Annotated in this window: 25 protein-coding genes; all 25 read right to left on the reverse strand. The window is 49.7% G+C overall.

Features of this window, described 5'->3' with window-relative positions:
* Positions 1–999, reverse strand: a complete 999-nt coding sequence (locus LA360_RS04605; protein WP_055176018.1) for a phage tail protein I — start codon at positions 997–999, stop codon at positions 1–3.
* Positions 992–2131 carry a baseplate assembly protein gene (locus LA360_RS04610; protein ID WP_055176021.1) on the reverse strand — a complete coding sequence of 380 codons (1140 nt, stop codon included), beginning with the start codon at positions 2129–2131 and terminating at the stop codon, positions 992–994. Before LA360_RS04610 ends, LA360_RS04605 begins: the two co-directional genes overlap by 8 nt.
* Positions 2121–2450: a GPW/gp25 family protein gene (locus LA360_RS04615; RefSeq protein ID WP_055176024.1), complete on the reverse strand. Its 330-nt coding sequence runs from the start codon at positions 2448–2450 to the stop codon at positions 2121–2123. Before LA360_RS04615 ends, LA360_RS04610 begins: the two co-directional genes overlap by 11 nt.
* Before the next feature lie 4 nt (positions 2451–2454).
* Complete coding sequence (locus tag LA360_RS04620; protein ID WP_055176028.1) at positions 2455–2856, reverse strand: phage tail protein; 402 nt, start codon at positions 2854–2856, stop codon at positions 2455–2457.
* A 3-nt stretch (positions 2857–2859) separates the two neighbouring features.
* Positions 2860–3225 (reverse strand): hypothetical protein, encoded by a 366-nt coding sequence (locus LA360_RS04625; RefSeq protein ID WP_055176031.1) that lies wholly within the window; start codon positions 3223–3225, stop codon positions 2860–2862.
* Positions 3226–4515 carry a LysM peptidoglycan-binding domain-containing protein gene (locus LA360_RS30260; protein WP_055176034.1) on the reverse strand — a complete coding sequence of 430 codons (1290 nt, stop codon included), beginning with the start codon at positions 4513–4515 and terminating at the stop codon, positions 3226–3228. It abuts the gene before it with no gap.
* Entirely contained in the window at positions 4512–4730 is a 219-nt protein-coding gene (locus LA360_RS04640) for a tail protein X (RefSeq protein WP_055176037.1), read from the reverse strand. The genes LA360_RS30260 and LA360_RS04640 overlap by 4 nt, the downstream gene beginning before the upstream one ends.
* Positions 4723–8490 (reverse strand): phage tail tape measure protein, encoded by a 3768-nt coding sequence (locus LA360_RS04645; RefSeq protein WP_112482680.1) that lies wholly within the window; start codon positions 8488–8490, stop codon positions 4723–4725. The genes LA360_RS04640 and LA360_RS04645 overlap by 8 nt, the downstream gene beginning before the upstream one ends.
* Before the next feature lie 188 nt (positions 8491–8678).
* A complete protein-coding gene (locus tag LA360_RS04650) occupies positions 8679–9125 on the reverse strand; it encodes a phage tail assembly protein (protein ID WP_112482682.1) in 447 nt (148 codons plus the stop codon).
* A gap of 70 nt (positions 9126–9195) precedes the next feature.
* Positions 9196–9714, reverse strand: coding sequence for a phage major tail tube protein (locus LA360_RS04655; protein ID WP_055176042.1), 519 nt, complete (start codon positions 9712–9714; stop codon positions 9196–9198).
* 18 nt (positions 9715–9732) lie between these two features.
* Complete coding sequence (locus tag LA360_RS04660) at positions 9733–11160, reverse strand: phage tail sheath family protein (RefSeq protein ID WP_112482684.1); 1428 nt, start codon at positions 11158–11160, stop codon at positions 9733–9735.
* Between the two features lie 3 nt (positions 11161–11163).
* Positions 11164–11544, reverse strand: coding sequence for a hypothetical protein (locus LA360_RS04665; protein WP_055176048.1), 381 nt, complete (start codon positions 11542–11544; stop codon positions 11164–11166).
* Positions 11535–12020, reverse strand: coding sequence for a hypothetical protein (locus LA360_RS04670; protein ID WP_055176051.1), 486 nt, complete (start codon positions 12018–12020; stop codon positions 11535–11537). The genes LA360_RS04665 and LA360_RS04670 overlap by 10 nt, the downstream gene beginning before the upstream one ends.
* A gap of 3 nt (positions 12021–12023) precedes the next feature.
* Positions 12024–12647 (reverse strand): phage tail protein, encoded by a 624-nt coding sequence (locus LA360_RS04675; RefSeq protein WP_055176054.1) that lies wholly within the window; start codon positions 12645–12647, stop codon positions 12024–12026.
* Positions 12644–13012 (reverse strand): hypothetical protein, encoded by a 369-nt coding sequence (locus LA360_RS04680; protein ID WP_146774967.1) that lies wholly within the window; start codon positions 13010–13012, stop codon positions 12644–12646. Before LA360_RS04680 ends, LA360_RS04675 begins: the two co-directional genes overlap by 4 nt.
* The gene (locus LA360_RS04685) at positions 12988–14049 is read right to left on the reverse strand and encodes a major capsid protein (RefSeq protein ID WP_112482687.1); all 1062 of its coding nucleotides are present in this window, start codon (positions 14047–14049) and stop codon (positions 12988–12990) included. The genes LA360_RS04680 and LA360_RS04685 overlap by 25 nt, the downstream gene beginning before the upstream one ends.
* 19 nt (positions 14050–14068) lie before the next feature.
* Positions 14069–14407: a hypothetical protein gene (locus LA360_RS04690; protein WP_112482689.1), complete on the reverse strand. Its 339-nt coding sequence runs from the start codon at positions 14405–14407 to the stop codon at positions 14069–14071.
* Positions 14408–14424: 17 nt separating this feature from the next.
* Complete coding sequence (locus LA360_RS04695; protein WP_225537311.1) at positions 14425–15561, reverse strand: head maturation protease, ClpP-related; 1137 nt, start codon at positions 15559–15561, stop codon at positions 14425–14427.
* Complete coding sequence (locus LA360_RS04700; RefSeq protein WP_112482691.1) at positions 15494–17083, reverse strand: phage portal protein; 1590 nt, start codon at positions 17081–17083, stop codon at positions 15494–15496. The genes LA360_RS04695 and LA360_RS04700 overlap by 68 nt, the downstream gene beginning before the upstream one ends.
* A gap of 111 nt (positions 17084–17194) precedes the next feature.
* Positions 17195–17431, reverse strand: coding sequence for a DUF6148 family protein (locus LA360_RS04705; protein ID WP_055176070.1), 237 nt, complete (start codon positions 17429–17431; stop codon positions 17195–17197).
* Positions 17431–19188, reverse strand: a complete 1758-nt coding sequence (locus tag LA360_RS04710) for a phage terminase large subunit family protein (protein WP_225537312.1) — start codon at positions 19186–19188, stop codon at positions 17431–17433. Before LA360_RS04710 ends, LA360_RS04705 begins: the two co-directional genes overlap by 1 nt.
* A 40-nt stretch (positions 19189–19228) precedes the next feature.
* Positions 19229–19741 carry a hypothetical protein gene (locus LA360_RS04715; protein ID WP_055176181.1) on the reverse strand — a complete coding sequence of 171 codons (513 nt, stop codon included), beginning with the start codon at positions 19739–19741 and terminating at the stop codon, positions 19229–19231.
* A gap of 145 nt (positions 19742–19886) precedes the next feature.
* Entirely contained in the window at positions 19887–20672 is a 786-nt protein-coding gene (locus tag LA360_RS04720; RefSeq protein ID WP_112482693.1) for a phage terminase small subunit-related protein, read from the reverse strand.
* 186 nt (positions 20673–20858) lie between these two features.
* Positions 20859–21335 carry a sigma-70 family RNA polymerase sigma factor gene (locus LA360_RS04725; RefSeq protein ID WP_112482695.1) on the reverse strand — a complete coding sequence of 159 codons (477 nt, stop codon included), beginning with the start codon at positions 21333–21335 and terminating at the stop codon, positions 20859–20861.
* A gap of 75 nt (positions 21336–21410) precedes the next feature.
* The gene (locus LA360_RS04730; RefSeq protein WP_112482697.1) at positions 21411–22223 is read right to left on the reverse strand and encodes a DNA-3-methyladenine glycosylase family protein; all 813 of its coding nucleotides are present in this window, start codon (positions 22221–22223) and stop codon (positions 21411–21413) included.
* Positions 22224–22233 lie beyond the last annotated feature (10 nt).

Genomic DNA, 22233 nt, shown 5'->3' on the forward strand with positions numbered 1-22233 from the left:
TTATAATTTCCGGGGACTGCCGCACAGTCTTGTATTGTACTTAAACCCCGTGCCCTCCGCCTGGCTTGTTACGCTCCCGCCTGCGGTCTGCTGGTGGGTGTTTCTGCCTGGCACTGTCCCCGCAACGGGCACGGCGTAGGTGCTTCCCTCTGCTTCTGTCTGCGCCGTAATGTCAGCGGTTGCAACGCCGCCCCTGGCGCTTCTCTGCGGCGTTTTCCCGGCTTCTGTGACGCCCGCAGGTATATTTCTATACTTGAACATTTCCAGGGCGGTTTCTGCCGTGATATGGCTTTTGCGGCCTTGGAAAATGACGTTTCGCTGCGGTACAGTTCCAGCCTGTGGCACATTAAAAATAAAGCCTGCTGCCTCTGTGCCCACAATAATGGCGGCCTCTGCTGTGCCGCCTCTCATGTTTCTGTATGGATATGTGCCAGTTTTTAGCCGCCCCGTCATGGGCGTTTTATAGACCACATAGTCTGCATGAGTCTGGATGATACAGGAAATTCTGGTCTGGTAGACCACGCTTTCCAGATGGGAAGAAAGCCGCTTGTACATTTTAACGGCATTGACCAACTGGCTAAAGCTGGCCGTTATTCGGTCTTCTGTTACATCACAAACCGCCCGGAAGTGGTGCGGCTCTCCGCCATAGTCGAACCATTCTTCTATTTCACTTTGAGGCCACAGGCTCCCCAGTGCCGTTTCAACGGCATATTTTGTGCCCATCTTCTTATGGACCTTGACGCTGTTTTTTACCAAGTCACGTTTGACCTTTAACGGGTAACTGTAGTCGTACCAGTCAACGTGCATATCGTATGCCAGAACATCCACCAGTTCTTCCGGCAGTTCATCGAACCTGGAATAAATCAGTACATTATCCAGTTGTCCGCTGGTGGTCAGAAGTTCTGCTGCCAGCATTTTTGCCAGTGTCACCATTTTAGGGTCATGGGTCAGCGCTCCGGGAAGAAAGCGGGAAAAATCAAAATCGTAAATGTTATTCATCCTCTATTCCTCCATTCAGAACCTGCTGGCTGCCCAGCCTTGCTACATGCGTTTCCGGCACCACGGCGAAAAGCGGTTTTCTGATCTCCACCCGTTTCACGCCTGCTGCCATTAGCATACTGTTAAGGCGGGAAGGGTTAATGTCACGCCCCATTTTTCCTGTCTGCCATTTTATATACTGTGTCACCGCCTCTTTTGCGGCGGCGTCAATAATATTGCTGCCGGCCTGGCTGTATCTGGGTATATAATAGGTCACATCAATGTCAAACGGGCTTTCCTGGGGTTTTGATACCGTCACCATATCGGTTAAAGGGCGTATATCGCTTGTGTTCAGCGCTTCCTGTATCTCATTGATCACGGCGTCCGTGGGCAAGTCCCCATTCTGTAGCAGTATTCTAATATCTACCACGCCAGGTTCTGGGCTTGTTGCTGTCACATCCGCTATGGCCGGGGTAACTGTCTTGACATGGTAAATGTACCCGTTAATTGGCCCCGCAGTGCTGAAACTCTCCATACTTTCCCGCATACGTTCATAATAGCTGGCGTCATCCTCTTCGTCCGCACCGCCAGCCGTCCGGGTAATGTTTTCGATTTTCAAGAAATAATCGTAGGCGTCTATAATTTCCTTGACCTGCCCCACGGCAAGATCATTCCCGGCAAGGCCCGGAGTCAGACACTGGGCGTTCACATCCCCGTAAGTATCCCCTGCCTTAATTTCCAAATCTTTCACCGTGGAAAAAATGATATTGCCGTCAAAGTTTATCCGGGTTCCGGCTTTTACAATAACGCTTTGCGGCTGCGCCTCTGAAATATGACAGCGAAAAACCGCTATGGCCGGGGAAGCAGGAAGGCGGGGTGTATCCTTGAATAATTCTGCCAGGCTGTCCAGGTATTCCCCTTTTGCGTATCTGGGCACGTTCTTTTTGGCGGTTTCATTGATTAAGACCCTCTGCTGTACAATGACAGCCGCCGCCCAGGCTATAAAAAGGCGTTCCGGGGAAGCAGGGTACACTTTTTTCTTTTTCCCGGTCATTTCCTCATACATCAATTCATATAAGGCAATCAAAGAATTTTCTATGGTTTCCACATCGGTTTCCACAAACTCAATATCTGGGTATTCTTTATTCTCCATCTTCTTTCACCCCTTCCAGTTCCACTATGGGAATAAGCTGTCCCGTTATGTGGTTTGTTTCGATTGATACACTTGAAATAATCGCCCTTGGTTCGTATTTCTCGATCTGGTCATATACATTCGCCACCATTTCATTTTCAATCACATTTAGCGGGCGTCCGTAATATTCACTACTTATACCCAGTCCACGCAGCATAGGGGCGGACCCCTGTATGCTGTCCAGAATAATGGCGATATTCTGTAAAACCGCCTGGTGCATATTAGGCGGGTCCAGGTTAATGTCTGCCAAAAGCTGCCCGTCACCTCTTATAACGTCCATCCCATCACCTCTTCCCGTATTCTTTCAGCGTCACGCTTACTTCTGCCGCCCAGCAGTTCCCTTTATTATCATAGGTGCCCATGCTGGCAGATTGTTTAATGATCGCCCACTTGTATGCCCCGTACACTCTGCCGCCAATTACCAGGCGTTCCGCCGTGCCGTTTCTGACCATGCCCCGCAGGTCATTGACCGCCTTTAGTGGATTTACTCCCAGGAATACGCTGAATTTCATTTTGAAGGTGATCTGCTCCGGCTCCGGTCCTAGAAATTCCAGAAGATCATCCTTTAAGTGCCTGTCATGGGTTGCGTATTTTGCGGAAGTGTCCCATTTCAGTTCATCAAATGTTTTTACCGTATTCGATGACACTATGAAGGACAGTTTCCCAAACGTGCCTATTTTTGCCATGTGCTACACCTCCCCCAAAACGTACCCGTCACCGCCTCCGTCTGGGTAATATAAGCACAGAACCATGGTATTTACTTTCGGGTTCCAGTCCGTCACATAGGCAGCGTGGGTATGACTTTCCGTGGACAGTGAATCGTTTTTGTCATATTTCAACGTAGTTCCGGCAACCTTGCTGCCTTCCATGGTTCCATCCGCAGGCACAATGACCCTGGGGCGAGATAGCACTTTAATGGGCGGGGATATGATACCGCCCAAATTGTCAAATTTAACCCTTGCCATCCGTTTGGCCGGGTCATAGGCATGGACGGTTCCTATCCTTACGATCTCTTTTAATACCTCCAAAACCTCTTTTTTCTTATCTCCCGTCATTTAGTAGCCCTCCAATATCTGTACCAGTTCGATGTCCGTGGTGTAGCCGCCTGTTAGGCTGTGTTTTGCGCTTTTAACCCGGTACTTTTTGTCGAATTCCTGGAAGCCACGCAACTGCACCACGATACCTGCCACCAGTTGAACATCCCCCACCATTTTGAAACTGGCTGTAAACTCCTGGGCGTTTTTCTCCCGCAGGCGCTTCTTTGCCAGCCTCATGGCTTCCTGGGTATTTGCCACCCGTTCATTGACTTCCAGAACCTGGCCTGTCCCCACGGTGCTGTCCGGGGTATATGTATATTCAATGGTCTGTTTCTTGTCCGTGTTGGTATACGAAACGTGACAGCTTGTGTACGCTGCGTCCGTCAACTTTGTTGCCATACGGAAGGAAAGAATATCACTGCTTCCATAAGTGATTGTTTTAACCGCTGGCTTTCCGTCATACTCCTGCTTATCAAAAATAACTATGGACAGTTTAGTAACTTTCAGCGCCTTTCCTTCTGCGTGGCATAAATCCTGCAAAAATCTAATATCAGACTGCTGCACCTGCTCTTTCTTGTCATACTCCGGGTTATCGCTGCTTTCGTATAGCATTTTCAATCCCGCTTCATTGGCAATCTGTTGGGTAATTGCTTTTAGGCTGATCTTCTCCCAGTTGCGTGATTTCTTCATCATCCGCAGGGTGGACGTGTACGGAATTGACGTACTTTTCAGCGTGGTTTTAAGGGGTGGCCCGGATAAATCCACGCTGTCTATTTCAAATGTGCCGCAATCCAGAACGGCGTTTTTCCCGGTATCATTCCAATTTTTCTGTACCAGGGTGACTTTTACCATTCGTGGTTCTGCGCCCACTTTGATTTCTTCCTTTGTTTCTGTCACCGTGGTGGTAACAGCGCCCCCGGTAGTAATGCGGAATACTTGACCGGGGTAAATCAAATTCGGGTTTTTTATCCCGTTTTCCTGGGCGATCTGCGGGTATTTTGTCCCGCTCCCCAGGTATTTTCTTGCTATGGCCCATAGCGTGTCACCACGCTTCACCACATAGTTGATCACTTCGGTTTTGGCAACCTGTTTCTTTACCTGTTTGGTGCTTTTAATGATAGTCGGCTTCACTTCAAGCCAGGACCCGTTTAAATTTCTTTCCCGGTCATCGTAGGATAGCTGAAAATCGTCTGCGCTATCCTCTTCGTTATCGGTGTAATTGGCCGTCAGCAAATGACGTGCCAGATCATCCGGCACGTCAATATTGAGAAATTCCAGCCTTAATTCCACCCGGCGGGCTTCACTCATTCCAAAATCCCCCTTTGCCACGGCGGTAACTGCATATCTGGTTCATCCTCCACCGCCGGGATGGTCAGTACCACCCCGGCAGGGAAAATGATGATAGCAGCGTGTCTGATATTCGCCTTGACCAGTTTGTCTGTGTATAAGACGCTCCCCATCTGTTCGTATGCGATTTTATCCCACATATCGCCTTGTATGGTTGTGTAGGTCTTTTTACTCATATTCAGACCGCCTTTCGTCTTCATTCTTCTGGCGGGTAATTTCTTCAAACTCCCGCAGAAGTTTCTGGTTGTTCTGCTCTAACTTTTCTTCCAGATCGCCCGGCGTGTCACCGTTCACCACAATGGTGGGGTTATTGTTCACGGTCACGTTGTAGCCTCCGCCGCTTCCGGCTGTCTGAACAACTTCCGGCGCTTTGTTGGTTTCCACCGTTTCCGGGGTTTCTGAATAGAATTTCTGTACCTGCGGCACCTGTGCCGCTGTGTTCATGGTTACTTTTTGCGTTTCCGGCATGGCCGCTACGGAAGCCGCCGCCTGCTGGCTGCGTTCCATAATCTGCTGGGTCTGTGCTGCGGTGTATACTACCCGCCCCGGTGCGTTGGTGATCAGCTCCGGCCCTTCTTCGCCAGCTATGAACGTATCCGGCGTACTGCGTGTACCTTTGGCAAATGTTGGCAGTGTAGGAATATTTATTCCTTTGCCGCCCACGCCGGGCACCCAGTCTGGTATCTTAATACTGTTCAGTGCGGAAATAGCGCCGTTTATGATACCGATAATTCCGTTAATGACGCCCTTTACTATGCTTGTCAGTCCGTCCCAGGCTCCCTGGAATATAGTTTTTATTCCGTTCCAGGCTTGTGACCAGTTGCCGGAAAAGACACCAGTTATAAACTGGATAAGGCCGGAAAAAATCTGTGTCACTGCTTGAATTATGGAACCTATGGTAGAAAAAACAGTGCGAAAAACCGAAAGCACGTTCGGTAAGACAGCCTGCACAGTGGTTAAAATCTGCTGCAATATCGGGGAAATGATATTCCAGATTGTGGAAAATACCTCCTGGACCACAGGAAGCACCGCAGAAAGAACGGTGGTAATCGTGGTTGCCAGTGTCTGGACTCCTTGCGATATAAACGGAAGGACCTCCGCCACTATGAAATTGAAAATCTCCTGTACAATCGGGAAAACATAAGTCTGAATAAAGGTTATAATCTCGCTTATGATCGGCATTATTCCGGCGATAAACTCACCGATCACAGGAATTATTCCTGCGATAAAGTCCGCTATAGACTGGACAATTTGCATGATGACCGGGGCGGCCATCTGTATGCCGTTCAAAATGCCAGGGATAACGCTATCCACGATCACAGACAGCACCTGTTCTGCAACTGGCACTATATGTTCCGTGATAAAGCCCACCAGGTTTCCAATAATGCCCTGCACGGTCTGAATAACGCTTATAAAACCGTCAAAAACCGCCGTTCCCTTGGCTCCGAAAATTTCCTCTATTTTACCCCTGGCTGCTCCCAGGTTTCCGTCCGAAAAGACGTTTTTAATCGCTTCGCCCGCCGCTGTGACTGCGGAAACGATCTTGTCAAATACTGCCAGTCCGCCTTCTCCAAATATCCGGCCTACTGCGTTTCGCACTTCGTCAAAATGGTTCCGCAATAGTTGGACTGCTGTAATGACAGCGGTTACTATGCCGATTACCGGGAAAAGTTTTCCAGCTATTCCGCCCAGGGGTCCCAGCAACGTGGTTCCCAATTTGCCCAGCGGCCCCAGTGCGGTTTTAAGTAAATTTCCAATCGGTGCAATAACGCCACCGATTTTTCCGATACCGGACGCAACAAATTTTCCGATAGTCCCCAGGGGGCTTCTGGCGATAACTCCACCCAGTCCGGACAAAATACCGCCCAGTTTTCCGCCCAAAAGGGAAAACGGCTTTATGATTACGCTTAAAATGCTGCTGCCTACACCGGATAATGGCCCCAGCAGTTTACCTGCCAGACCCTGTGCGCCACTTGTGATTACTCCGCCGATCTTCGCAAAAAAACCGCCTGCGGATTTTGCAAGCGGGTTATTTAGTAAAATATTTCCCAGGGCTGAACCAACGCCGCCCAGTGCAGTTTTTACATTCCCAAAATACGAAAGCACACCGCCCCCGGCAGCTTTTAACTTGCCGCCCAGGCCAATGCTTGCTACTTCCGCAAGTGCCACCCGGCTCTTGAATAATTCCAGAACATTCTGTACGGTTTTGATGCCGCTATGAATATGCAAAAAGCCCAATTTTGCTCCCAGACCTGCAACCTTAAAGGCCGCCAGTCCTGCCGCTACTTTTAGGACGGTCTGCACCAGCTTGGGGTTTTCCTGTGCAAATTCGGACACTTTAGTGACCAGAACGGCCACTTTGTCAGCCACGTTGCCCACAATAGGCAGAAGGTTCTGGCCTAAAACAATACCCAGGTTTGTGATACTGTTCTTTGCCTTTGCCATCTTGGCTTCCGTAGTGTCGGACATAAGCGCAAATGCGCTGTCAGTCATTCCGCCGCTGTTGACCATATCGGCCACGCTGGCATTGAACCCGTCCACGCCGTTTGACAGCAAGGAAACTGCTGCCTTCCCGGCCTCTGCGCTTCCGAACATATCCGCCAGCGTCTTACCGCTTTTTTCGGCCTCTGTCTGCAATATTGCAAGGACTTCGCCCAGGCTCATGCCGCTTGCCATCAGATCAGAAAAGCCGCTGCCTGCTACCTTTCGCAGTGTCTTGTCTGCGGTGGTGCCGCTCTTGCCCAGTTCGTTCAGCATAGAGTTGGCGTAGGTAGTAGTTTCTGCGGCTGCAATACCTTTGGACGTCATAATGGCGTAGGTTGCGCCCAACTGTTCCAGCGATACATTGTAGGAATTTGCCGTAGGAATGATTTTACCCATAACGCTGGATAATTCCCCAACGGTTACTTTACCTTTGTTCTGTATCTGGACCAGCATATCACTAACCGTTCCCACTTTATCCGCCGACATACCATAGGCGTTCAAAATGGTGGTTAATACGTCCAGCGTCTGTGACGTTTCCGCAAATCCGGCTTTTGCCAACTTGGTGGAATTTGCCACAAAATTCACGGCGTCCCCAGACTTCTGCCCTGCCGAAATGGCATTGTAAACGTCTTCCGCAATCGCTGTGGCCGCCACGCCCGTGGTATTGGACAGCGCCATGATCTCCTGGGAAAACTTCTCAAGCGGCACCGCCTGGGTGTCCGCAATCGTGGAAACCTTCGCAAGTGCCGTTTCGTATCCCTGCGCCGCACGGACCGGACCGGCATAAAAGGCCGTTGCTACCGTTGAAATGGCCCCTATTGTACCTGCCAACTGCAGCCTGGTGCTGGAAATATTCTGTTTTATTTTGGCCTGTTCTTTATTGATCTTCTGCAAATTTTCCTGTGACGTTTTCAACTTGTCATAGGAACTTTGCAAGCGTTTGTTTGCACCTTCTAGGTTGTCCGTGTTTACTCCGGCGTTCCGCAGTTCCCGGCCCAACTCTTCCAGTGCCTTTTCTTGTTGTTCTATGGTGGCAGTGGTCTGTTGTATCTGGCTTTTATTCCCGTTTAACTTCTCTTTCAGCCTGCCATACTCCCGCTCTGTAGCCGTCAGTTCGCTTTGAAGCCGTTTATAGTCTTCAATGTTTCCGTCAGCCTCTGCGGTTTCCATGGCTTTCTGCAACGCTTTTTTCTTTTGGGCGGTTTCCTGTAGTTCAGACTGTAGGCGGTCATGCTCTGCGGTCAACTGGGAGAGTTTGCCCCGGTTCTTTTCAATAGCGCCGCTGGCTTTCGTGTATCCGTCAATCTTCGATTGTAGGGAATTAACCTCTTTCACGCTTTCCGCAAGCCGCTTTTGGGTGTCAACCGCAGTCTTAAACGTACTGCTGAAATTGCCGCCCAGGGTTGCTTTTAACTTGAAAAGCAGTTCATATTCCCTTTGTGACCCTGCCACTTTCTTTCCACCTCCCTACTTCTGGTTGTTACGGGCGGCTTCATCCTCTTTCTCCACCTCATTCACGCTGCGTATCCAGTTGAAAAGGCGGTTAAGCGGTAGACCCATCCAGTAATTTACAGGCGTGTGAGAAAGCCTGGCTAATCTGTACGATTGTTTCCGTAAAAAATTTGCGGGCCGTTCAGTTTTTAATAACCCACAGCTACTAAAAAATTTCTTGCGGCGTTCTTGATCTTCATATAATCACGCAGGGGAAGGCGGCGGATTTCATCTGACGCCATGCCTGCTGCCCTGGCGGCAATAGAAGACTGGAAGGCGGAAGAAACTTCCGCAGACAGAACCACAATATTGCGCTGCTGCAATTCCAGTTCCACTGCCTCCACATCGTCACCCGTCAGTTTTTCAAAGTAAAAGGTTAAGCTGCTGTACTTCTGGCCCATAATTTCCACAGGCTTGGCAAACTTATGGGTATAATTTAAAGACTTGTCTTCCGGCTTTTTGGCCTGGGTAAAATCCACCACGCCTGCCGCCTGGGCCTGGGTAATTTCCTGGGTCTGGGTGTTCTGCACTGCCGGGGCGCTCTGCTCCTGGTTCTCCTGTACCTGTGCTTCCTGTCCATACTGCATATTTTCCATGTTTTTTTCCTCCATTTTCTTGTGATATAGTGAAGAGCCAGCGGCGCTTTGCCGCTGGCTCCTGCTTGCTTTACTTGCCCAGTGCTTTTCTAACTTCCTTCAAATAATCTGTGCCATTGACATAGCAGATAAAGTTCATCGGGTCAAGTTCGATCTTCTTCTTGCCATCCTTGTACATGGCATAATAATAGCAAGCGTGTTCACCGCTTGCCTCTGCCGGGGACGCCACCGCCGCTTTGCCAGGGGCAAACTTTTTCGGCATGGTCCGCAGGATATGTTTAACTGCTTCCTGGGTGGTTTTGCCCGTCCGGGTGTCATGCACCTGCTGGGCAACCCGGCAGTCAATATTGTGAATACGGGGTTCCGTCAGCTTGATTGCTGCGTCCGTAACAGTATTGAAGTTAAATGTTGCGGTCATGGCTTCCAGGTGGCCGATCACAATAGCCTCAATGTTTCCGGCAATTCCAGCGCCCTTGATTTCTTCGGCCAGAAATGCGATTTCCGGGAACTCAACTTCACCAGTTCCCAGATACTCCACAGCGTCTTCATAGATCGCAAAGTTTGTGACCAACTGATCAGATTTAGGCATGGTCTTTTCCTCCTTTCATTATGCTGCCAGGGCGGCGGAAAGATAGGAAATATCGTATTCCACAACCCAGTCCATCTGCTGTAACGGGGAAGGCGGCGTGATATAAATGTGGAACTTCACACGTCCCGCCATAAGGGCAGTAAGGCTATTTTCACTTTCCAGCATTTCCACTCTGCCGCCCAGAATTTTTTCTTCTGCCGTTAAGCTGTTCAGCCAGTTATTGACTCCCTGCAAAATAGCGTCCAAAAGGCGGCGGGTAAGGCGGCGGTCAATGTAATTCCAATAGGACAGAACCACAGTTTTGGCTACCCACTTAAACATGCGGTTAATGCAATAGAAGTAGTCTACAGGGTCCGTGGTGGCCGGGAAAGCTGCCGTGTAATTGCCCCAGGATACAAAACCGCCATAAAAGTTTAATGCAGTAATAATGCCATTATCATTCAGATAATTGGCCTTCTGTACGTCCAGGGTTACTTCTTCGCCGCTTGCCAGAACCATGCTGTCAGCCTGCAAGGTCTTGTTTGAAGCGCTTTCACATGGCGTTCCGCCGCCCAGATCATCATTATTATCTGTAGCAGAAATGGAACCAGCCAACTGTACGGCATAGTTAAATACACGATCACCCAGTTTTACTTTGGGCCAGCAGGCCAATTGGTTTACGCCGCTGATATTGTTCTTCTTTTTCAGCGCCGGAACCTCCGTATAATAGGTTGCGCCGCCGTTGTCTGCGCTTGCCAGGTCAATCACTGCGTCAGCCTCAAAAACTCCGTTAATATTTTCCCCTTTGGCTGCCATGACTGCTGCCACCTCCGGGTCATGTGACCAATTCGGACACAAAATCAAATCCGGGGCTATGGTGTATTTAGGGAATACACTGTCAATCAGTTCCAGCCCTGTGGTCTTGTGGTTCGCCACGCTATAGCCGCCAATCACATCAGCCTTTGTGACCTGTGACGGGTCAACGGAACTGCTGGTGATTGTTACCGCTGCCGTGGTGTCTTCGGTAAATTCCACCACGCACGCTGCGTCTGTATAAAATACCTCATAATCGGTTCCCTTGGTCTTGCCTGTCACTTCCACTGTGTCTGCGATCACGTCAAGCGGCAGTGTCACCTGGTTGTCTACCGGGGTATAACTTGCGCTCTTGTTTTCTACTTTGTGTTTCGCCGGGTCCAGCACATTGACCATAAATACCGGGGCGATCTTGTACAGCACAAAAGCGGTATACATTTCCATGCAAAGATCATACTTTTCCCAGTCATCGGAATATCCCAACAGCCGCACAGCCTCTTCATAGCTGTTCAGCATGATCACTTCATTGATTTTCCCGCCTACCATCTGCACAGGCGCAGCGCCCACAGCAAAATGGACGCCAGACGCAACGGTCACGGGCGTGGAAACGCTGGTGGCTTTCTTACTTGTGTTCATTCCATGCGTTACTGCCATGTTTTAGTCCTCCATTTCCTCTTTATTTACTGCGGCACTGATCAGAGAAACCATATCCGCATAGTATTTATGCAGTACGCTGCCGCTGCTCTTCACCTTGTTTTTTGCCTCTGCCAACTTTGACACAGGAACCAGCATATTTTTAACCAGCGGGAAACTTTCCAGGACTGTTTCCAGTTCTTTTTCAATCTCCTGCCTGGTGCCAACAAAAATGCTGTTCTGTTTCAGCCGCCCTTTAGGCAGTGACGGGCCAACATATACTAGCGTCACCTGCTCCTGGGCTTCCTGGGGCGCTTCCTGGGCCTTTTCTGCCGCCTGGGTGGTATTCTTTACCTCTGCGGTTTCTGCTGCCTGCTGCGCCTTTTCTGCGTTCTTTACAGCCATATCTGTTCTACCTCCTGTTTAATTTCCGGCAGTGACCAGTTAGTTATCATTTCCCCAAAATAATACGGGTGGTAGTCATCCGGGTATATGATATATTCCAGCGGGTCCTGCAAAACAAATTGTTCGGCCAGTATTCTGCTTCTCTGTAATTCCGTGCGTAACCGCATGATAATATTGAGAACGTCATAACTGCCCACGTCTTCATCCTCTGAATACGTTCCCACAACTATTCTGATCTGGCAGGTGCTTTCCTGCTGCCCACGATCATTCATTCCGTCTTTCCCGGTCAAAATCTGTAAAAGTATGTACGGAATACGGCGTGTGCTGTCTTCCTTTTTGGGAAGCCGCATTTTGTGGACCTCCGCCGCCCGTTCCTTTTTATCGGCTCCCGGTTCTGTGCGAACCTGTAAAATAATATTTGCCGTCTGTTCTTTCACAAATTCGGCCAGGTTATCCAGTAAAACAATGGGTGTCATCCCTTAACCTCCGTAACCGTTCAATAACCTGTCTATCTCATGTTCCAGGCGTTCATTTACCAGCTTCTGCGCTTCTTCCTGTACCTGCGTGGATACGGTTTCTTCCCCCACCATCTGGGCGGCAGAAAGTCCCATAAGTTCACTTACCTTTTCCGTATGCTGTGTTCCGCCTTTGGTTTTTGTCTTTGCAAGTCGTTTCTGTATGCCCTGTTCTCCGGTTCTTTCAAATACACCAGTATGACCATTTTTCATGGCCGCAATAAAGGCGCTTTCAAAGACGGCACCGCCGCCCTTTTTTACGGCGGCATGAACCAGCTTTTTGTTGCCTGGTTGTTTGGGTGATACCTTGAATTTGTACAACGGGATTTTATAGCCAGCAAAACGTACAAAGCCAGCAAGGTTTCCCGTGCTGGCTTTCTCTATGCTGGTATTGGTTGCGTCTTTTAGTGCGCTACTTTGTACAGTGTATACCTGCTTCACATTCCGCCAGGCCGCAGACTTCACACGGGAAAGCCCCCTGTTTATAGCGTTTGAATACGCCCTTTCCGCTCCTTTCGGAATGTTTGCCAGGAGCGCCTGTACCCGTTCCATGGTTTCCGAACTAATTTCAATCCCTATACCACTCATTCAACATACGCCCCCAGTTCCATGATGATTTCCCCGTCTTCATAATCCACCTTTTCAATGTTGTATTCCTGCATTACTCCTGCAACCTTTACAGCAAATTCATGGTTTCTTTCCGGGATAAATCCCAGGTCTTTGTGGGCCACATATACCAGGGCGGCGATTTCTGAAACGCCTGGGGCATTATCACCGCTTTTGCGTTGCCGCTCCACTGCGGCTTCATGGTCCAGCACGGCGGGGGCTTCCTTCCACTCCCTGTCATAATAAAAGCCCGTAACCGTGGCAAATTCGGCGGCGTTGTGGAATACCGCCATATCAGCGTCACACTGGGCCTTGAAGTCCATTAAAACACCTTTGCCACCAGCCAACTGTCAACCTCATGCGGAACGGGAAGTGGTGCGCTCTGCAAAGACAGGAAACGGCGGTCCGGGCGTTTCTTGGTAAACGTATCCGGGACGTACTTTCCTTCCACAGTCTGGAAAAGACCGCTTTTCTGGTCCAACATGGTAATGGCGCCGTAATACATGGAATACTGTGCCCCCGTGCTTGCCATCAGCAAGGTGCTAGAAGGAACCATGGGCAGTTCTACGGGGTTTTCCGGGTCTGTCCAGTCATCCACATACCATTCATTGTACTTGTACAGGTCCAGGCCCAGTTCATGGATAGTTCCCATATAGGTGACATTATTTTCCTTCTGGGTAGGCTTGATCACGGCCAGATTATAATTTTTCGTATCCAGCATTTTCTGGATACTTTCATCCTTGATAAACTCCGTTGCCACATCAGAAGCCATAATGCACACATTGCAGTTGGTGAAGCCCGTCTGCTGTACTTTTTCATGCCACTGTTTCAAGTCTTCATACTTGGTCTGGGCAGTGCCGCCTTTCCATTTTTTCTTGGCGTCCTTGGATAAATCCACCATATTGGTGAAACCAAAATCCAGGACGTCCGAAACGCCTTCACCCAGGACAATGACCTTGCCAGTCAGCATGATCTGGGCGCACATCCACTCTTCCCTGCGTGTAATCATTTCCCGCAGTTCCGTGAAGTCATCCCGCATTTTAATGACTGCCCGCTGTGCCGGGGTGCGTTCAGAATACAGGGTTTCACCAGGCTGGCGGCTCAAAATATCATCAATGGTAGTCACCTTGTCCGGCGCTACCAGGGGCGGGGTGTAGGTCTGCGTCTGATAGCCTGTGTTCGGTACGATTTTCCCGCCGATCATGCGGCTAACAAAGGGGGCCATCTTCCGTGCGCCTTTCTTATAGTCAACGTCCACTTTTTCCGTCACGAAAGTTTTTTCGTGAGAAAAAAAGGTGCTTCTGAAGAACGTATGAACAGGCGGCATTTTTCTGATAACGCCCATCATCGTTCTGGGTTCATAAATGCTTACAGTGTTAGGCATTTTCTATTCCTCCTTTTCCTTACTTCAAAAAGATAGACAGCTTTCTAAGCGCTGCCTTTGCTGCTGCTGCGTCAACGGCACCGATGTTCACGGCGTCTGCAAATACTTCCCCGGTCATAATGTATACCACGGGTTCTTCTGCTTTCGCTGCGTTTACTGCAATTCCCACCACATTGGCGATACCTGCGGTGGTCGCAGGTTCCAGCGTTACAGCGCCGCTGGTGCTGTCAGTTACCGACATGATCATGTCATACTGGGCAATTTCCTTGCCTGCGGTTCCCGTATCTGTTACCACGGGAAATTCTCCGGCGTAAAATTTCTTGGGCGTAAATTCTCTCTTTTCAACCAGGTTTGCCACGTTTTTTTCCTCCCTTCTTACAGCACTTCTTCAATGGCACGATCAAAGACGCTCTTTCCGTCATCACCGCCGCCAGTCTGGGTTCCGCCCGGCTGCACATCGTCAATTCCAGACGCCTGGGCGTCTGCCGCTGCGCCTGCCTGGTACTGGCTCCCGGCCTGCTTCTGTGCCTTAATAATATTCAGTGCCGCCTGGCCTGCGTCCACCGGGTTGGTAAACATGGCGTCTTCCACGATCTTTTCAAATCCCTTGGGGGCGCTGTCCATAATGGCTTTAATTCTGCTGCGCTCGTTTTCTGTGGCGCTGTTTCTAATCTGGCTTACCAAATCCGGGTAGGCAGCTTCCAGGTCAGAAACGGTTTTAATGGTGTCTTTCGGTTCCATCTGTGTTCCTCCTTTTTGCTTGTTTTTATTTTGTAAACCGCCCGGATTGTGCGGACCGTTTAACAACTTTTCCGGCAGGGTGTGAAACCCTGTTAAGTCCATCGGCACGGAATTGACCACCACCTTGTTGGCGTTTTCAATAACCGTCTGTGCCTCTTCAAACATAAGCTCATCACAAAAGCCGTTTTTTACAGCGTCATCACCTGTCCACCATGTTTCTGCCGTCATAATATCGGCAATGTCTTCCGGCTTTTTCCCGGTTTTCATGGCGTAGGTGTTCATAATGGACTGTTTGATCACCCGTAATTCCTGGGCCATTTTTTCAAAATCTTCCGCTCTGTAGGTGTCATATACCGTCATGGCAGGATCATGGACCATAAAAACGCCATTTCTGGCAATTTTGATAACATCCCCGGCCATGGCAATAATTGTGGCTGCGCTGGCCGCCCATCCGTCAATTTTCACAGTGACTTTAGCGTCCATATCCCGCAGGCGGGTGTAAATGGCGTTTGCGGCGAACACGTCACCGCCGCCAGAGTTAATGCGTACTATGATTTCATCCACTGCGCCCAGGGCGGTCAATTCCTGGTTGAATTGTGCCGGGGTTACAGTGTCCTGCCACCAACTCTTCTGACTGGATATAGGACCATACAGAAGAAGTTCTGGGGGTTTTGTATCGGTTCCCGGAATGAAATTCCAGAATTTATTTTCCGTTACCCCCAGCGGGTTCTGCCCCTGCTGCCGGGGCTGTGGTCTGCTCTGTGCTGGCAATGTTCTTTACCTCCTTTAGCTTGCTTTCCTCTTGCTTTAACTGCTCTACGTTTGCGTAGAAGTCCGAACCTGTCATTTCCATGGTTTCAGACTGTCTGGTGGAAAATCCATTCTGCACCCGTTTTTCTGCGGCGCTTACTTCCTGTGCCGGGTTCAAAATTCCCCTGGCCGGGCCGTTCCACTCTGCTTTGCTGTACGCTTTCCTGTACAGCGGGTCTGTAAAAAACCCTGGTGCGGAAATACGCCCCTTTGCCACAGCCTCTGCCAGCCACTCTTCATAGATTACCTGGCAAAAATCCGTTGCCAACCATGTGCGGTACATTTTGAACATTTTCCACGCCTCTTCCAGCGCTCCACGGCTGGCGGAATAGCTGGCTGTAAAGGTCTTCAAAAGCAGTTCGTATGGAATTTCCAGGGCGGCACCGATCTGGCGGCAAATCGCTTCCACAAACCCCGAAAAATTAGCGTTTGGCCTTCCTGGGCTGGTTGCGTTTGCTTTCTCGCCTTCGTTTAGGTCGATTACTGCACCCGGTGCCAGTTCTATGGTGGTTTCGTCCTCTGCGTCCACCTGCATTTCCTCTGGTATGCTGGAACCAATCGGCGGCCCATCTTCCGGGGACTCTTTTTCAATAAATACGGTAAACATGCCGCTTACCACTGCCGCCACAAGTTCTGCGTCCGTATAACGCCCCAACTGTTTCAGCGCTTCAATTACTGGGGCAAGGAAAGGAACTCCCCGGCGCTGGTCTATGCGTTCCCGTGCCATAATATGGATGACGTTACGCCGCCCGGTTTTTTCTCCGTATGCGGGCACCCGCACCCATTCCATGTCCGTTCCGCTATATGAAAGCGGGTGGTGCTTTGAAAAGTGATACGCAACCACTTCCCCTGTGCTGTCTGTTTCCACGCCGCCTATGATATGATCGTCAATAGTGTCATATCCGCCGGGGCTGGAAAGTCGGTCTGCTTCGATCAGCCGGACCCGCAGATCATACGGTTGGTTTTTCCTGGGTTTCATCGGCATTAAGACCAGGCAGTCCCCGGACATAAGCCAGGACAAGAAAGCCAACTGCTGCAACTCATAGAAATTATCCAGGCGGGCAGCGTCACAGTCTGGACTATCTGCCCACAGTGCCCATTCTCTTTCGATCTGCCTTTCCAGGGCGTGTGCGTCCTCTGCTTCAATCCCCAGGACTTCCCGGTCAATCGTTGGCTTTAATCTCAACCCACGCCCCACTACATTGGTTCGCATGGTTTTAATTGCCCCTGTTGCCAGCGGTACGCCCATGTACAGGTCACGGGACCGCTGCCGCAATACATTTAGATTGTCTTCTATATCCTCACGGGATGACCCGCCGCTATACAGCCATCCGGCCAGAGATTTTTTATAGCTACTGGCACCATAATTTCCATATCCGCTGTTCAGAATATCCATTTTCTGTCTTGCGGCCATTCTTTTCAGCCCCTTTTCCGGGTCTATTGAAGTAATGATATTGTCAAGCGTCTTCCCCAAAATGCCCATTTTCTCACCTCCCAGGGCATGAAAAAAGCACCTTTTTACGGGTGCTTTTCCTCTTAACCTATTTTGACGGTACTATTTTACCACGGAAAAACAGGCAATGGCGGGCAATCTTTACAGATCACGGGGCACAACCCTGCGGACTGCGTTCCTACTGCCGTATTTTTCCTGGCTTTCCAACTTTGTGACCATTCCCTGCCAATATCGGATAGTTTCCCGGATTTCTGCCAGGTCCGCCCGTGTCAGTGTCCTGCTGCCGATTGTGTATGACTGGTTTGTGGTGCAGGCCAGTTCTGCGTCAAGCCATGCGTCAAGGTGGGTTTTTGCCGTCTTTAATGTAATTCCTGCCATTATAAAATACCTCCATTCGTTCTTCTGCCCCTTTTCTTTTTCGGGGGCGGTGTTGTTTTTTGCGGTGTGTCTGGTTTCTTTAGCGGAACCCCGGAAATTTCTATGGCTGCGGAAGCATAGTTCCGGCAGTCCAGGGCTTCATTTCTCTTGTGGGCGGCGTCTTTTATACGCCACTCAAAAAACGGGCGGCCTTTTTTGTAGACCAGCACCTGTTTTTCTGCGGTTAAGCCTATGAAATAACTTTCACCGTATCCCTTGTTTTCTTCCTTCGGAAAATGACAATATCCCGGTCCCTCTTCCTCCACCTGTAGGCGCTGTAACAGAAGGCTTTTTCCTGTGTCTACGCCCAGGGTAAACAAATACGCCTGTTCACGGTTGCTTTTCGTAGGTTTTTGGATATATGCCGCTGCGCTGTCATTACTTCCCTTTATAGCAAAAATCCGGCGGTTGAATCGGGCTTTACAAAACTTGTATACCTGGTTTGTGCGGTGGCCGCCGCTGTCCACGCAGGTACAAATAATTTTCATGCGGGTGCCGTCCGGCTTCTGGAAAGTCTGCGCCAGAAATGCGTCCAGATCAGCCCATACCTGGTGCTGTAGGTTGCTTGTATCTCCGTACAGGACAGAATACTGTATGCCCCAGCTTTCATATTCTGCGCCCCAGCCCACTACTTCAATTTCAAAACGGTCATCCTGGGTATCCACTCCGGCAGTTAAATACAGCACTTCCGGCGGAACTTCGCAGTTGTACCGCTCCCGGCGTTTCAAAAGTTCTTCGTCATCCACCTGGGTTCCTTCTTCTTCCCAGGTTTGACCCATTTTTGTATTGGTCCATGACTTCAATGGTTCTATATTACCTTTTTTCTTTTCTTCGTTTGCCAGGATGAACTTTTCCGCAATGTCTTTCCACTGGGCCAGTGTAGACCCCAGGGCATTAAGGTGGAACCCTTTTACCGGGTTTTCCGGGTCTGCGTGTATGTACCGTCCTTCCTTGAAATGCTTTTTCCATGCCGCTTCCGGCGATATGCACCCACATTTTGCACAGGCATACTGGATACTATCCAAATTGTCCCGGTCAAACACCACGCCGGACCATTCCAGGGGTTGCAACTCTCCGCACTCTGGGCACGGCACGTTCCATTCCCCCTGTGAACTGTGCTGGTATTCAATTTCAATCCGGGAAGCGTCTTTAATTGTCGGCGTTGACACATACACTTCCTTGCTATTCCAAAATGTAGTCAGACGTTCAGACGCCAGAAAAAGCGGGTCCCCCTCTTTTCCTGCGGTGGCCGGGTATCTGTCCACCTCATCCGCCAGCAGTATCTGGATGGGACGGGAAGCCAGAGAAGAAGGGCTGTTCGCTCCTACCATAGTAATATGGCCGCCCGGAAAGATTTTTTGCAGTATAGTGTTTCCAGTGTTCCGCCCCTTGTCATTTACCAGGCCGGACAGTACCGGGGTATCTTGCAACATTTTTGAAAGACGGTCCTTTGAAAATGCTTCTGCCATCTGGATTGTAGGCTGCATGATCAGTACCGGGGCCGGGTCATAGTGCATATAGTAACCGATTGTATTCAGCACAGCACCTTCCGTCTTTCCGATCTGGGCAGAAGACATGACTACCACTTTTTTGACTTTTACGTCTGCGATAGTGTCCATGATTTCTTTTTGGTGCGGCACTTTTTCCGTGCGCCAGCGCCCCGGTTCTGCGGAAGCGCCCTGGGAAAGTCTTCTGTACTGGTCCGCCCAGTCAGACATTTTCATTTCCGGCGGTGGTTTCAGTTTTGAAAAAATCCGCCTATATATCGTCTTGGCGTATTGTTCCATCGTCTGTCCCCTCCTGTCCTTCCTGTGTTGAAAATGCACTGTCAAAGTCTGCTAACTCTTCCAGGGCTTCATCTGTTGCCCGTTTCAGTGCCAGGAATATTTCCGTCTGGTCCGTTTCCGTTGCCAGAGTCGGACTTAATTTTACCGGGATAGCCCGCACCCTTTGGCGGAAGCGTAAAAGCATATCGGTCATAACTTCTTCCACCTCACTGGCGGCCAGGGCTTCCCGGCGTTCCAGTTGCAATTCCAGTTCCTGGCGTTCTCTCTTCGTCCGCACCAGCTTTGCCCGCTCCTGGTTATAGTCCACGGCGGCGTCCTCCGTTCCGTCTTTACGCAGATACTCAATATAACGGTGTATGCAATCTTTTAAGCTGTACAGCCCCGGTCTGGCTTCTTCCAGGACCTTTTCATCACGCAACTGCCGCACCCTTCTTTCCGATATGTCAAGCCACTTTGCAACCACGGCGGCTGTGTATAGCTTCATTTTTTTGCACACCCCCTTTATTTTTTCACCGCCTTTCCCGGAAGCGATTTTTTTTGAATTGTAGATAGGCAGGGCCTGGGCGTCTCTGTACCCGCAGTCCCGCCGGGCGCCGAAAGAACCTACCCGCAATCCCGCCGGGTGCTGCCTACTCTTCGCCCTCTCCCTCTTCTGGGTCAACATCGAACTCACCCAGGGCCTTCTGCTTCGCCAGGTTGTATTTAAGTTTTTCCAACTCTATGCGCTGGGTTTCCATCTCCTGCGCTCTCATGCTGTCCAACAGTTTAATGATACGCCCATTCAGTTTGTTTAGTTCTGTTTCCACCTTCATGGCACGGTCAAAAGGGCTTGCTTTAATGACTGTCTTCATGGCCGTTTTCATGCTCTCTGTGCCGCCCTCTGGGTCTGCTGCCTGCCCCATGTCCAGCCCCATGCCCTCTGCCTGGGCTTTATCCTCCGCAGTCATAGGGACTATCATATGGACTATCTTGTCCGTATAATATTCCCCCTGCTTCTCTGGGTCTGTATACTGGCTTAATAATCCAGTCAAATACGCCTTGCGTACCAGAAGCCCCTGCAATTCCTCATTCATTCGTAACATGGTTTCACCAGGCTTCATGCTCATAATAGCCGCCGCCTGGTCCTCTGGTATATCTTCAATTCCTGCTTGTGCAAAAGCCCCATGCGTGACAGCATTTTTATTGCCATTTTTTGCAGGGGTTTTTCCGGCGGCGTTTTTATTGCCAGGTTGTCCCCCTCTCTTTTTGGGTATGCTCTTTAGGGCTTCATCCCATCGGTCTTCTGATTTCCATTTCCTTATGCGGCTTTCCGGCACACCTGCTGCCGCCGCCAGTTCCTTGGTGCTGATCTGGCCGCCACCATCCAGGTACTTTTTCTTTGCTTCATCCCGTTTTGGGTTCCGTGGTCTTCCCATGGCTTCACCGCCTTTCGTTTGTTTTCATTCTTTCAATACCCCCATTTCTGCGGAAATAATAAAAAATGACAGGCTGTGAAAATAAATTCAAAAGCCTGTCATTTCTTGGGGGGCTGACTTCAAAGGCTTTCCACCTTTGTTTCACTTGCCATTATATCAGAAAAAACGGGCAATAGCGGGCAATCTTTATGCTGTGATCTTAAAATCCGCAATAGCCGGGTTGTTTTCAAACCTGGCCGCCAGCGTTTCAACGGCTGTGTTTCTGATATTTTTACACTGCCGTTCAGAATAATGGTTCCGTACCGAAACCTGCTCCCATTTCAAACCATGCAAATAATAGTCTGTAATTATGCACTTGAATTTCAGTTCCAACCCGGAAACCTCTTTCAGAATTTCTGTTTTCAGTTTATACAGGGCACTGATTTTAGAATTATAAAATTCTATATCTTCCCGCAGGTTGTCCGGCAAATTCAATGCTATGGTTTCAGTTGGTTGTGATACGCTGTTTTTTCCCCTCGGCATACCGTCCAGCGGCTGTGCGCTTAACGGTTCGTAATAGGCTTCCAGGTCCGCCACCGTGGACTTGTACAGCCGGATTTCCCCGTCAATGTTTCGGTAGAAGGTCAATATTTCCACCACTTTGCTTTTTTTCATAGTTGCCATGCTATTTCCTCCGTCTTTTCAATTTACGGCGGACTGTCTTTGAAGTCATGCCAGCGTAACTGCCGCCCCCAGCGGTTACGCCTTCTTTTCTGCCCTTTGCCGGGCGTAATAGAAAATATACTGCTGAATAACCCCCGCAAACCCGCTGTACATTTCAACGGGAAACTTTCCGCCATATTTGGCGCTTATGATCTGCTTTATCCATGTGTCAATAGGGAAACTGTCCAACTGGTGAAGACTGAAAAGTTGAATACAATCCGCAACCTTTGCGCCTACTCCGTAAATGCTTTTCAGATAGTTCCCGGCCTCTTCCTGCTCCATGGCGGCCAGGGCTTCCAGGCTGATCACGCCGTCCGTAACATTCTTTGCCAGTTCGGTGATATATTTTGCCCTATACCCCAATTTTGCCGAGGCCAGGTCTTCTTCCACCAGTAACGCTTCCGGGCGTGGAAATTCATACCATACCCCGTCAGCCTCTTCATGGCCTTTTCCGCAGAATAAACACAAGGTTTCAATGCTCTTTTGTATCCGTGGTATGCTGTTATTCTGGGAAATAATGAAGTTGACCATTGTTTCCCACAATTCTTGCCGCAAAATCCGTATTCCGCCGCCAACCTTTACCGCTGCGGTCAAATACGGGTCTTCCGGGTCTATATGGTCTATGTAATAGCGGTAATTGGTTTCCAGGTCAAAATACCGCCGCCACAGGTCCTTATATTCCTTCTCTTCGCAGTGAAATGTTACTCGCTGCCCTTCCTGCTCCACAACCAGGCGCTTTCCGTATGCAATCACCTGGAAAACTCCCGGTTTGATTTCATTCATGCGGAAGCATTGCCCGGACTGGGCAATCTGCTTCACGCTGAAATTATCCAAATTTACCTGTACCATATCCGTTCCC

Origin of the sequence: Enterocloster clostridioformis, assembly GCF_020297485.1 — a bacterium.
GTDB lineage: Bacteria > Bacillota > Clostridia > Lachnospirales > Lachnospiraceae > Enterocloster > Enterocloster clostridioformis.